The organism is Virgibacillus dakarensis (genome assembly GCF_900155625.1).
Taxonomy (GTDB): Bacteria; Bacillota; Bacilli; order Bacillales; family Amphibacillaceae; genus Lentibacillus_C; species Lentibacillus_C populi.
Genome location: NZ_LT732554.1, coordinates 602,624 through 615,762, shown reverse-complemented (window position 1 = coordinate 615,762; position 13,139 = coordinate 602,624). Strand labels below are relative to the sequence as shown.

12 protein-coding genes are annotated in these 13,139 nt (G+C 40.0%); 9 read left to right on the top strand and 3 right to left on the bottom strand.

The window, feature by feature from the left end:
- Positions 1–150 precede the first annotated feature (150 nt).
- Positions 151–714 (top strand): helix-turn-helix domain-containing protein, encoded by a 564-nt coding sequence (locus CZ382_RS12545; protein ID WP_088051562.1) that lies wholly within the window; start codon positions 151–153, stop codon positions 712–714.
- Between the two features lie 91 nt (positions 715–805).
- On the opposite strand, the gene yedF is transcribed toward CZ382_RS12545, so the two are convergent.
- A complete protein-coding gene (gene yedF / locus CZ382_RS12540; protein WP_088051561.1) occupies positions 806–1,033 on the bottom strand; it encodes a sulfurtransferase-like selenium metabolism protein YedF in 228 nt (75 codons plus the stop codon).
- Positions 1,023–2,231, bottom strand: coding sequence for a selenium metabolism membrane protein YedE/FdhT (yedE, locus tag CZ382_RS12535; RefSeq protein WP_088051560.1), 1,209 nt, complete (start codon positions 2,229–2,231; stop codon positions 1,023–1,025). Before yedE ends, yedF begins: the two co-directional genes overlap by 11 nt.
- Positions 2,232–2,563: 332 nt before the next feature.
- On the opposite strand from yedE, the gene CZ382_RS12530 reads away from it, so the two are divergent.
- Positions 2,564–4,459: a PrkA family serine protein kinase gene (locus CZ382_RS12530; RefSeq protein ID WP_088051559.1), complete on the top strand. Its 1,896-nt coding sequence runs from the start codon at positions 2,564–2,566 to the stop codon at positions 4,457–4,459.
- A 132-nt stretch (positions 4,460–4,591) separates the two neighbouring features.
- Positions 4,592–5,755, top strand: coding sequence for a sporulation protein YhbH (yhbH, locus tag CZ382_RS12525; RefSeq protein ID WP_088051558.1), 1,164 nt, complete (start codon positions 4,592–4,594; stop codon positions 5,753–5,755).
- Between the two features lie 102 nt (positions 5,756–5,857).
- On the opposite strand, the gene CZ382_RS12520 is transcribed toward yhbH, so the two are convergent.
- Positions 5,858–6,220: a hypothetical protein gene (locus tag CZ382_RS12520; protein ID WP_088051557.1), complete on the bottom strand. Its 363-nt coding sequence runs from the start codon at positions 6,218–6,220 to the stop codon at positions 5,858–5,860.
- A 232-nt stretch (positions 6,221–6,452) separates the two neighbouring features.
- Here CZ382_RS12520 and CZ382_RS12515 point away from each other — a divergent pair, with 232 nt between their 5' ends.
- The 6 genes from CZ382_RS12515 (at position 6,453) to ltrA (ending at position 13,129) form a co-directional block, all read left to right on the top strand.
- On the top strand, positions 6,453–7,865 hold the full coding sequence (locus CZ382_RS12515; RefSeq protein WP_188725278.1) for a SpoVR family protein: 1,413 nt from the start codon (positions 6,453–6,455) through the stop codon (positions 7,863–7,865).
- A 476-nt stretch (positions 7,866–8,341) separates the two neighbouring features.
- The gene (gene spx / locus CZ382_RS12510) at positions 8,342–8,758 is read left to right on the top strand and encodes a transcriptional regulator Spx (RefSeq protein ID WP_088051555.1); all 417 of its coding nucleotides are present in this window, start codon (positions 8,342–8,344) and stop codon (positions 8,756–8,758) included.
- A 69-nt stretch (positions 8,759–8,827) separates the two neighbouring features.
- Complete coding sequence (locus CZ382_RS12505) at positions 8,828–9,250, top strand: DUF5392 family protein (RefSeq protein WP_088051554.1); 423 nt, start codon at positions 8,828–8,830, stop codon at positions 9,248–9,250.
- 56 nt (positions 9,251–9,306) lie between these two features.
- Positions 9,307–10,113, top strand: coding sequence for a glycosyltransferase family 8 protein (locus CZ382_RS12500; protein WP_088051553.1), 807 nt, complete (start codon positions 9,307–9,309; stop codon positions 10,111–10,113).
- A 98-nt stretch (positions 10,114–10,211) separates the two neighbouring features.
- Positions 10,212–10,829, top strand: coding sequence for a YpjP family protein (locus tag CZ382_RS12495; protein WP_088051552.1), 618 nt, complete (start codon positions 10,212–10,214; stop codon positions 10,827–10,829).
- 1,001 nt (positions 10,830–11,830) lie between these two features.
- Positions 11,831–13,129 (top strand): group II intron reverse transcriptase/maturase, encoded by a 1,299-nt coding sequence (gene ltrA, locus CZ382_RS12490; RefSeq protein WP_088049344.1) that lies wholly within the window; start codon positions 11,831–11,833, stop codon positions 13,127–13,129.
- Positions 13,130–13,139 lie beyond the last annotated feature (10 nt).

Genomic DNA, 13,139 nt, shown 5'->3' with positions numbered 1-13,139 from the left:
ACGAACGGAAAAAGGAAGACTGAATGACGGGCTGCCATTTTATATTTGGCAGCTTGAATTTTAAATCGCCTGTTTTTTCCTGTCTTGACGTAAATAATGTGCTATTCTAATATAAAAGCACATATACCTGTTTCGGTGGGAAAGGGGAGAATGATCATAAACCTGCAGCATATTGGCCAAAAAATTAAACAAGCCCGTTTACGAAGCAAAAATACCCAGCAACAGATCGCGGATCAATGTGGTATTTCCAAAAGCCTTTTGTCCAAAATTGAAAATGGACAAACGGCATCTGCGGTTGCAACATTATCAAAAATTAGTGAAGCGTTGGATGTACCACTATCCTGGGTGCTGGACGGCCATCCGGAAACAGATCTTGTACTCCTTCCAAAATCGAAAAGGCAATTTAGTGTCGGTGATGAGAGCATGGGATATTCGTACGAACTGCTCGCCAGATCCCGCTTTTCCAGCGTTGAACCTACCATTGTTCATGTGACGCCAAAGGATACCAATTTGCGGCACGAACCATATACCCACTCACAGGACGAATTTATTTATATTCTTGAGGGGTCGATTTATTTACTTTATGATGGGCAAAAACACTTTATGGAAAAAGGTGACACCTCCTATTTTAAAGGAGTGAAGCCACACTTGTTCATCCCGGTTGATAATAATGGGGCAAAGGTACTGACGGTGTTTATTGACAGTGGGGTTTAAAAACAAACGAACCAAAAACAGACATTTCCTTAGCAGAAAGTGCCTGTTTTTGGTAGTTTGAATAGAATCTGATGTCTTGGTATCCTATCATCTAAGCAATAATATAAAACAAATACTCCTGTCCATTTTTAACCGGATCCTTAGCAAATTGATAGCCATGTTTCAAGACCTCTTCTGGCACATTGCGAAATGAGGATGGACAGTCGGTAATAACTTGGAGAAGCTCCCCTTTTTGCATGCTTTGCAGTGTCTCCAATGTATAAATGACAGGATATGGACACGATTCTCCTCGCAAGTCCAATGTGTAATCAGCTGACATGTTTTTGTGCTCCTTTCTTGAATCCAACTCCAAAACGATAATGTTTTTGCCAATATGCTGTAACGGCAAAGCAAATTCCAAGTACTATAAGTGTTGCTATTATTGCCTTAAGTGGTCCTATGGCGGTAATCAGATTTATTTTGTTGCCACTTTCGACAAGTAAACTGTATACACCAAGATGATCCCATGCATAAGCAAGTGCTGTTGCTCCAATAATATTTCCGATAAATACAGTCAAATAAAGGATTTGCCCTTCCATTAGCCGATACATCATCCCGGTCTCACAGCTGCTTGCCAAGACAATGCCAAGGCCAAACAGGATGCCGCCAATAAATGTACTTGGTGCCGCAATCTGCGTGATCGGTTCGAGTCCGTAAATCAACATAATAATTAAGGTGATCACCGAACTCACTGCCATTCCTGCTATAATTGCTTTAGCCATAATCCCTCGTCCACTTATCCATAAATCACGAAATGCGGAAGTGAAACAAATCTGCCCTCTTTCAATCAAAATACCAAAGAATGCTCCGAATAATGCGGCAACACCAAGCATCGGTTTGCCTGTCAGGAAGAAGTAGAAAATAAGTCCGGCATACACTAGTGTAATAATCCCGCCAACATAGGGCTGAATCTTTCGGTCCTTTTTAGCTGATGGCATTGCATTTCCCTTTTTTAACGCAGGTTTCCCTTTCCACCAGGATTTCTTGGTAATTTTTGTGCCAAAATAGGTACCAATTGCTGTTGCAACGATAAAAATCCAGGAGTGGAATGAGAATTGCGGCATCCCCGTGAAAAATGCGGCCAGATTACACCCCAACGCAAGGCGTGCACCGAATCCGGCGATGACCCCGCCAATTAATCCTTGAACAAGACGTCGCCTTTGCCTTGGGATTCGTATTTTAAAATTATTGCTGAAAAGAACCATTACCAAGGCCCCGATAAACATTCCCCAAACAATCCAGCCGTCCGTCCGGGTGAAGGTGCTCCCTTGCATATGCACTAAATCAAAGTACGCCCAATCAGAAATATCTACACCGAAAAACTGTAAAATATGGCCTCCTAAACGAGTGAATTCACCTGTTACAGCCCAAACACCTTTGGTAATGCCAAAATATACCGCACTGAGAATTCCGCAGGCGACAAGCGCCAAATACGGATTCCAGTAATGTAAAAATAATTTGTTGATCATTGGTTTCATCATTGTGACTCCTTACCTTCTAATAAAGTGGAACCTCATTTAGTGGGGGGTTCCTTTCCTTCCTTACCGTTAGTTGTTGCCCATATGATGTGGGGGTATTACAGCCAGTTAATGCATGATAAAGTAGTAATTCCAAATAGATATATTCGCCTTCCTAATGAACATATGCCCTTATTCATTTTAATACTATTAATTGAAATCGCAAACTATTATACTTTCATTTACTGACAGTCGGTTATTAAATTCCTGTATATACGGAAACCCAATTTCGGCATCACAACCTCTTTTTTTGCATAGGCTATATAAACCTTGCCCTGAATGGAGGAGACAGAATGGATATACTTGACAAAGTGAGGCATCATCGGGAAGAGGAACGACAACTGAAGTGGGAAGGTACATTCGCCGAGTATTTGGAAATTGTAAAGGAAAGACCAGAAGTTGCCCAAACAGCTCATTCACGCGTTTATAATATGATTAAAAGCTCAGGATTAACGGAAAGAGACGGTAAAAGGATGTATCACTTTTTCGGCGAGGAGATATTTGGGCTGGAGGATGCAATTGAGAGACTTGTAGAGGAATATTTTCATCCAGCAGCCAAACGTCTTGATGTCCGAAAACGGATTTTATTATTAATGGGACCTGTCAGTGGGGGGAAGTCGACAATTGTAACAATGCTCAAGCGTGGGCTTGAAGCATATTCAAGAACAGAGGAAGGGGCAGTTTATGCTATTAAAGATTGTCCGATGCATGAGGACCCACTCCATCTTATTCCCCAACATTTGCGAGCCGATTTTTATCAAGAATATGGTATTCGTATCGAAGGAAGTCTGTCACCGCTGAATACGATGCGACTTGAGAAGGAATATGACGGAATGATTGAGAATGTGAAAGTGGAGCGGATATTTTTCTCCGAGGATAAACGGGTTGGAGTAGGAACATTCAGCCCATCTGATCCGAAATCGCAGGATATCGCTGATTTAACCGGCAGCATTGACTTTTCTACGATCGCTGAATATGGTTCAGAATCCGATCCGCGTGCATATCGGTTTGACGGTGAATTGAACAAAGCCAATCGGGGGATGATGGAGTTTCAGGAGATGCTGAAATGTGATGAAAAATTTCTTTGGCATCTATTATCGTTAACACAGGAAGGTAACTTTAAGGCGGGCAGGTTCGCGTTAATTTCGGCGGATGAACTTATCGTAGCCCATACGAACGAGGCGGAATATCGCTCTTTTATTTCCAATAAAAAAAATGAGGCGCTGCATTCAAGAATTATTGTTATGCCTATTCCATACAATCTGAAAGTGAGTGAGGAAGAGCGAATTTACCAAAAGATGATCAATGAAAGTGATATGAGGCATGTCCACATTGCCCCTCATGCATTAAGAGTAGCGGCTATTTTCTCCATTCTGACGCGGCTGGAGGATTCGAAAAAGCAGGGGGTCGACCATGTTAAGAAGATGCGGCTTTATGATGGGGAAAGTGTGGAAGGGTTTAACCAGCTTGATGTAGAGGAACTAAGGAAGGAATTTCCGGACGAAGGAATGAATGGAATTGACCCTCGTTATGTTATTAACCGGATTTCCTCAACGATTATTCGTAAAGAAGTACCATCCATCAATGCTCTTGATGTGCTGCGTTCCTTAAAGGATGGGCTTGATCAGCATGCATCGATTTCCCGGGAGGATCGGGATAAGTACTTGAATTATATTGCGGTTGCCCGTAAAGAGTATGACGAAATTGCCAAGAAGGAAGTGCAAAAGGCATTCGTATATTCCTATGAAGAATCTGCTAAAACATTGATGGATAACTACCTTGATAATGTAGAGGCGTATTGCAATAAAAATAAACTGAGAGACCCGTTGACCGGAGAAGAAATGAATCCGGATGAAAAATTAATGCGATCGATTGAAGAGCAAATTGGTATATCAGAGAATGCGAAAAAGGCATTTCGAGAAGAAATCCTTATTCGTATTTCCGCCTACGCAAGAAAAGGGAAACGTTTTGAATATAATTCACATGAACGTTTGCGAGAGGCCATTCAAAAGAAATTATTTGCTGATTTAAAGGATGTCGTTAAAATTACGACGTCTTCCAAAACCCCGGATGAATCACAACTTAAGAAAATTAACGAAGTGATAGCAAGACTTATCGATGAATATGGCTACAATTCCATTTCTGCCAACGAGCTATTAAAGTACGTCGGAAGCTTGCTCAATCGTTAAATTTGCTAAAAACAAGGCTAATTCAATTAGTCTTGTTTTTGTAATTAAAATGTTGTGCAATAACTTGAAAAGGTTGCATAGAATATAGAAACATTTCGTTTAAATTTTCAAACAATAACAGGAGGGGATAGCATGCAGGAAGGTAAAGAGAATTTTGTCGTCTCCAAGGAAAATTGGTCCCTCCATCGCAAAGGTCATCAAGATCAGCAGCGTCACATGGATAAAGTAAAAGAAGCAATTAAGAATAATTTGCCGGATTTAATTAGCGAAGAAAATATTATCATGTCAAATGGCCGGGATGTCATTAAAATCCCTATTCGATCTTTAGATGAATACAAAATCCGTTACAATTACAATAAATCAAAACATGTCGGTCAAGGGAATGGTGATAGTCAGGTTGGTGATGTTGTTGCACGTGATCCGAGTGGTCAGGGGAATAAGGGTGCTGGCAGAGGACAAAAGGCAGGTGACAGACCAGGAAATGATTATTATGAGGCAGATGTATCCTTGGCTGAAATAGAGGATGCTCTGTTTAAAGAATTGGAACTGCCAAACCTGCAGCAAAAAGAACAGGCAGAAATCATAACGGAAAAGACAGAATTTAACGATGTCCGTAAGAAAGGATTAATGGGAAATATTGATAAAAAGCGAACCATTTTGACAGCCCTGAAACGAAATGCAACGGAAGGGAATCCGGGCATTACACCCATCTATAATGATGATCTCCGCTTTAAAACATGGAATGATGTAGTGAAGCCAGAATCGAAAGCAGTTGTGCTGGCGATGATGGACACAAGCGCATCGATGGGTATTTTTGCAAAATATTTGGCCAGAAGCTTCTTTTTCTGGATGACAAAATTTTTGAGGTCTAAGTATGAAACGGTAGAGATTGCCTTTATTGCCCATCATACAGAGGCAAAGGTTGTATCAGAAGAAGCCTTTTTTTCAAAAGGAGAAAGCGGTGGAACGATTTGCTCATCAGCTTATTACAAGGCGTTGGAACTTATTGAAGAAAAATTTAATCCATCCCGATTTAATATTTATCCTTTTCATTTTTCAGACGGGGAGAACGTAACCTCTGATAACCCGAAATGTTTGGAGCTGATCAATGAGATTATGGATGTTTCCAATATGTTTGGCTATGGAGAAGTGAACGAGTATAACCGCCGTTCCACATTAATGAATGCGTATGGAACAATTGAAAATCCGAAATTCCGTCACTATATCCTGAAAGAAAAAAGCGATGTATACTATGCGATGAAAAGCTTTTTCCAAAAAGAAGCTGCTGTAGTTTAAAACCCCCAGGCTTCGGGGGTTTTCCTTTTTCCTTAAGGCAGGCCTGTGTGCCGGAAAGTTTAAAAGGAGTTGCTGATCGTTGATAAAACCCGGTTGTCCTGCCTATCTCTCCTGATCGTTTACCAGTTCGATTTTATAGACCCCTCTTGACGTACTTACTAAAAAGCGTGACCCATCAAATTCATATAACGTATTGTCTTCCAATGGTATTTCATATAATGATGATGGTAAGGACTGAAGATCATTTGTGTCAGTAATAATGCTTCCGCTGCCGTTTAACTGTAGTGCATGCTTTGCTTCATAATCATCGATTCTTCTTGTATTTGTTGAATAGGAAATGTCTTGTAATTCAAGTAACGTTTCATCAAAGTCATTCAGTTCATGCTTGGAAACCTTTATTGTTTGGCCATTCCACTGATGTAGAAGCTGATTGAATTCCTCAACCGATAAAAAGGCATGTTCCATGAGAAATCCCTCCTTGTAGTTTAAACTTTCCTTTCATATAAGAATCATACAGCCGAACATGTGGCAACTGGATGGTAATTTCTGTCCAGTTCAGAAGAAACCCCGAACAGGTTGTTAGATATCTTGTTACTTTTTACACAATTGGTAAGCATCAGTTAGTTTAACATAAATATCCCAGGTTCATCATTCCATCCTCCGTTCATAAACTATAAAAAGTACACTTGGAGGGATCATGTTGACAGAAACAAAGAAACTGACACATGCTATTGATGAAATTACCGAAATTGCATCCGGATTTGGCCTTGATTTTTATCCAATGCGTTACGAAATTTGCCCTGCTGATATTATTTATACCTTTGGTGCATACGGTATGCCAACAAGGTTTAGCCATTGGAGCTTTGGCAAGCAGTTTTATAAAATGAAGCTGCATTATGATCTTGGGTTGAGTCAAATATATGAACTTGTGATCAATTCTAATCCTTGCTACGCCTTTTTGCTTGATACAAACAGCCTGATTCAAAATAAATTAATCGTTGCCCATGTACTTGCCCACTGTGATTTTTTCAAAAATAATGTTCGTTTTTCCAATACACGAAGAGACATGGTGGAGAGTATGACTGCAACGGCGGAACGAATTGCCGATTATGAGATGATTCATGGAAAAGATGAGGTGGAGCAATTTTTAGATGCAGTTTTGTCTATTCAGGAACACATTGACCCATCCATCGTCAGACCGAAATTAACGTCGTATGAAGTGAATGAGGATGAGAAGAAAAGTCCGAAAGTAAAAACACCGTATGATGATTTATGGGACTTGGATAAGGAAGCCGCGGACCAAAAGCCTAAGCAAGATAAAAAGAAGAAAAAATTCCCTCCAAGTCCCGAAAAAGATCTTCTGTTGTTTATCGAGGAATACAGCCGCGAGCTGGAGGACTGGCAACGTGATATTTTAACAATGATGCGTGAGGAAATGCTTTATTTCTGGCCACAACTGGAGACAAAGATCATGAATGAAGGCTGGGCATCCTACTGGCATCAGCGGATATTAAGAGAAATGGATTTGACGCCCGATGAAACGGTTGAGTTTGCAACATTAAATGCGGGAGTCGTGCAGCCTTCGAAAACACAAATCAATCCATATTACCTCGGTGTTAAGATGTTTGAGGATATTGAAGAACGTTATAACCATCCGACAGACGATATGAAACGCATGGGAATTGAACCGGGATCCGGCAGGGAGAAAATATTTGAAGTACGGGAAATTGAATCAGATACTTCATTTATTCGGAACTATTTAACGAAGGATCTCGTTCAGCAAGAAGATATGTATTTATTTGAAAAGCAAGGCAGCGATTATCGGATTACAGAGAAGGATTATGAAAACGTGCGCGATCAGCTGATTTCAATGCGGGTAAATGGCGGTTTTCCGTATATATGTGTGGAAGATGGTGATTATCTGCGGAATGGTTACCTTTATTTGGTGCATCGTTATGAGGGGATTGAACTTGACCTCAATTACTTGGAAAATGTCCTTCCATACATTTTCCAATTATGGGGGCGGTCTGTGTATTTGGAAACGTGCGTGGAGGATAAACAGACGCTTTTTTCCTTTGATGGGAACAAAATAAATCGCCGTTATATTTGAGGTGCATACGAAATGGAGCGGGCTGCTTAATATTCCCGCTCTTTTTACCGGGCATTAACAGGCTGTAATACCCCCATCTCTAGGCATAAGTAAACCAAAAAAGTGAAGGTGGGGGATAAAGTCTGAAAGAAATTATATTTCATAACGCTTTGTGTCTTGAGTAACAGTCGGTATATTCTTGATTTTAGGAACAAAGACTGTCTACAAGCCTTCACCCGACTGGCACGTCCTGTGCGTCGGAAACCCCACTGAAATGGAGATTCACTTTATGTTAATTTGACAGCAAGTGACACGATGTCATTTAATTTATTGACAAATGACGTTGTGTCATTTATTATAGAAATATAGCAATATGACACAATGTCACTTAATGTATATTTATGGAATTAAATGGAAATATTAGTGTGTAATAAAGGTGCTTTTTAGCATGTTCCAGATCTTAAAAAAGCTGAAATAAAAAAGGTAGGGTATGTACTATGACAGTGACAATCTATGGATCACCATGTTCATCCACTCGGCAAGCAAAGAAATGGTTTGACAATTACGATATCCCTTATGTGGAAAGGGATATTATAAAAAATCCGTTAACCGTTCATGAACTACAAACCATTCTTAGTAGAACCGAGGAAGGAACAGATGAAATTATTGCAAGGAAATCCAAGATCTACAAGGACCTAAATCTCGATATGGATTCACTGCCACTCCAGCAATTGCTAGGGTTAATTCATCAATACCCTAAATTATTGCGAAGTCCAATCATAATAGATGAAAAAAGGTATCAGGTTGGCTATCATGCTGATGATATCCGTAAGTTTGTCCCAAGAAAAACACGGGAACGTCAATGGTTACAGTGGAAGAAAAGCCATCTTAGTCCTTTGGAGGGAACGATTTGATGTGTTTGTACAAGTTGTTTTCACTCTTAGCAAACCCTATATAAGAATAATAAGACGAGGCGATAGATCATGAACTTTATGACAAATATACCGAATGCGGCGAGAAAAGAACTGAAAAATTTAGCGGAAACCCTTTCGCCATTCACAAAGAAGGTTTCCATGTATACGTTATGGTCTTTACCGTTATTGAGTTATTCTATCTTCAGTCTGTTTTTTTCCCTATTTCTTGTTTCCGATAATGAAATATCGATAACTGCATTGGTCATTTATGCTGCAATTGGTGCTATTGGTATGGCACTCTCAAAAGAGGCGAAATGGAAACGTAAAGAGGTTCAAAAAGTAAGTATGAACTATATAACAGATCGGATAAACCGGAGTGATATCGTTTCTGAAGGCATCAAAAAGGATTATATTGCACGAATAAAGGAGCAGCCTGTTAGCGCATTGAATTATTTCATCAAGTTTTTGGAAGAGGAAGACAGGCTGGCGTAGTGCAGCAGAGATTTATAGTAACTTCGCGGACGTGTGATAAGGAGCTTTACGGGTTAATGAATATACTTGTAACTTTAAATTCAAATTATGTGAAGCCATTAATAGTTATGCTTCAATCGTTGTTTATGAATAATCCCCATGAGGAATTTCATATCTATCTGATGCATTCCAGTATCAAGGGTGAGGAGATTTCCGGAATAAATAAATATGTAACCGGAAAAGGGCATCAATTGTCTGTTATTCACGTCCAGGAAGAGACTTTTGCTGATGCACCAATTGTAAAACACTACTCAAAAGAAATGTATTTCCGATTATTGGCGTTCAAATTTTTACCAGCCTGCCTGGACAAAATATTGTATCTTGACCCAGATATTCTTGTTATTAATGGAATTAAAAAAGTTTATGAGATGAATATTTCTGATTATCTTTATGCCGCAGCCTATCATGATCGAATATCAGTAAAAGAAATAAATAAATTAAGGCTAAAAAAATATGATATCGATGCATATTATAATTCCGGTGTTCTTCTGATGAACCTGCAACTGCAAAGAAGTATCATGAAAGAGGAAGAAATTTTTGACTTTGTTGAGAGAAACAAGAAAATAATGATTTTGCCGGATCAAGACATTATTAATGGGCTCTATTCTAAATATATAAAGAATATTAATGAGGTCTTGTATAATTTTGATGCCAGGTATTATCGTTATTATAAAGCTATCAGCAATGGAAAAGTAGATATGGATTTCATCATCCATCACACTTCTATCATTCATTTTTGTGGAAAGAAAAAACCATGGCATAAAAACTATACAGGGAATTTCCATTCTTTGTATAAGCATTATGAAAAAATGGTATTTCAGTAAGTATATTTACAATTTGATTAAAAATTAAAAATCCCGGTAGACATTTCCCTTAATCGTGATAAGATAATAGTAGTGACAAATAAAGGGAGAAATATAGCATGAAGCTTTGGATCAGAAAAATAGCGGCTATCTGTATAACAATTATGACGCTGGGAATGTATATTCCCCCAGCTTATTTACATACGGATGCTGAAGAAAGCAAGGAAGCTGTTTCTCCAAAAACGGATGTTAATAAGGCTGTAACAGAACCTGTTGCAGCAAAGACTGAAACGCTAGACACGCTTGATAATGAGATCGATGAAGAGGTAACAGACGATCTTTTTATTAGCGAAATAATAGACAGGGCAAAAGAGCAGACGATTACCAAATTAGGGCCTAGAATTATTGGACAAGTTGAAGATGAGTTCGAGACAGTAATTTTACCAAATATAGAAGAAGTTATTAAAATGATTTTGACGGAAGGAGGAGAAGACGAACTCCCATACTATGCAATTACGGAACAGCCATCGCAAGGTTTTGGCGAAAGGATTTTTAACCTGCGTGATTACAGAATGAAAAAGGATGTTGCCAAATTCCATGTCAGACGTGATCATCGGCCGTTAGACGGCTACTGGTTTAATTTCCACTATCACTTAAGTAACGATAACTTTGAAAAACATTATGAAATTGGAGAGATTTACTGGGATAAAAATACGCCACCAAGATGGATGGCTTAAAAAGGAGCACTAATACCTCCACAACAGGTATTGGTGCTCCTTTTTGGGCTTACACCCAATTTTCTATCTCTCTTACAGGCAAATGTCCCAACTGAATGAAACGCGCATAGGATAAAGTAAAACTTCATTTCGTGGGGACTTTCTTTGTCTCCCTTTTTTGAAAGATAAGAAGGTATATAAATTTAGGCTCTATTCTGCTCTCAGCAGAGTAAGCCACGTCCGGCTCCAGCGCTAAAGCTGTAGTGGACTTCCCTCACCTCCGTACGATAAGTCAACATCGGTTCGGGGAAGGAGGAAGGCCGACTAAGAACGGACTTTGTGCCCAACTCACGTCTACCCCTTTTGCAGGGGCATGTTTCCTTTATCTCCTGCGGTAGGAATGTTCGGTTAAAACCGCCGCTTTGCGCGGCAACACCGAACCACCCTGCTTGGCAGGGCGCAGCACATACGCCGCTAAACGGGCGCTTGCGCCTTTGGCGTGCCCAGCACGCTGTTAATTGCGAGTTGGTGAAAGTCCAACCCAAGTAAGTACCAAGACGCTTGGTAGCTGACAAGTAACTGGTGGAGAAATCCTAAGGTTGAAGCCTTGTGACAAAGCACACTCAGTAGTGCGAGCAACCTAACAGGTCGTAACATAAAAGTGAATCCTGCCGCCTCGTCAGCAGACCCACACGTGGACAAGGAGAAGTCGATCCTGGCAAAGGAAGGAGAAGACCATGGAAGGTGTCAAGAACTTGGAAGAGCAGCACTGAAGAATCTCTCGGGGTAAGGGGAGCGACATGTTAGGAAAGTAATTAACGGAACTGGGGATACCCTCCTCGGTCACTCTACGGAGTAAAACAGAAACCTATAAGCCGATGGTGAAGTGGTGGAAGGGCTGAGAGGGAGTCGGAGGGGGTCATAGTACCGATGATGACGATGACAACACAACATTGTCTAGGGAAGGACGGCATAAGCCAATACCCTACTTCGTTCACAAGTTTGAAAGGAGGTACGAGTAAGTGAATGCCGGAAAACTGGCTAACTACACCAATGGAAAAGCTCAACGACTCCGATCAACTTTATATCTTTGTGCCAAGGAAAGTCCTACGAGACGATTTCACGCACTATATGATAAGATCTATCGTCCTGATATACTGGCGGAAGCATGGAAAAGAGTCAAATCCAAGAATGGAAGTGGTGGAATCGACAGGCAAACAATCGATGAGATTGTATATGACTATGGGGAAAGGGAATTCTTAAATGAGTTATACCTTGAACTAAAGGAAAATCAATTCCGTCCAAATCCAGTCAGAAGAACCTATATTTCAAAAGGAAATGGGAAAACAAGACCACTGGGAATCCCAACCATTAAGGACAGAGTGGCACAGATGGCAACAAAACTGGTACTAGAACCCATATTCGAAACAGATTTTCAAGATTGCTCGTATGGATTCAGACCAAAACGCAATGCCCATCAAGCCATAGCGAAAATCAAGAAAGCCAGTAAGAAGTCTGCTTGGGTGGTAGATGCCGATATTAAAGGGTATTTTGATAACATCAACCAAGATAAACTGATGAGGCTAGTGAAAATGAGAATTAGCGATAGAAGAGTACTAAAACTCATTCGCAAATGGTTGCGAGCAGGAATCATGGAAGATGGCCATTTTCGTGATTCTGTAACCGGGGTTCCGCAGGGTGGTGTGATCTCGCCACTATTATCGAACATCTATCTAAATGTATTGGACTCACTCTGGAATAAGAAGTTTGCACACCTGGGGCAAATTGTTCGCTATGCAGACGACTTTGTTATTATGTGCTCTACGAAGCAACAAGCGTTGGAAAGTATTCAGGTATTAAGAGGTATCATGAAGAAACTGAACCTTACACTTAGTCCTGAGAAATCAAGGCTTGTCAATATATGGGATAATACAGATGGATTTGACTTCTTGGGACTTCATCACAGAAAATTCCCTATTCTTATTAAAGGCGGTTACAAAATACATGTGATGTCGCACATACCGAGTAAAAAGGCAATGAAGAAAATGCGAGAGAAGATCAAGGAATATGTGGGAAAGAACAATAAATTGTCCCTAGACATAGAAGATCTCATAATAGGGCTGAATCGAAAGCTGCAAGGGTTTAAGAACTACTATCTTACTTCCCCGATAGCTAAGAAATGGCTTAATCGTATCGACTGGTATGTACTTGAACGACTTACAATATTTTGGAACAGGAAACGAAATAAACGCCACAAACACAGTAAAATGGGCGAGGTAATAGAAATGACCAAATATAAATTAGTGAAATTGGCGAGTTAGACAAGTACGT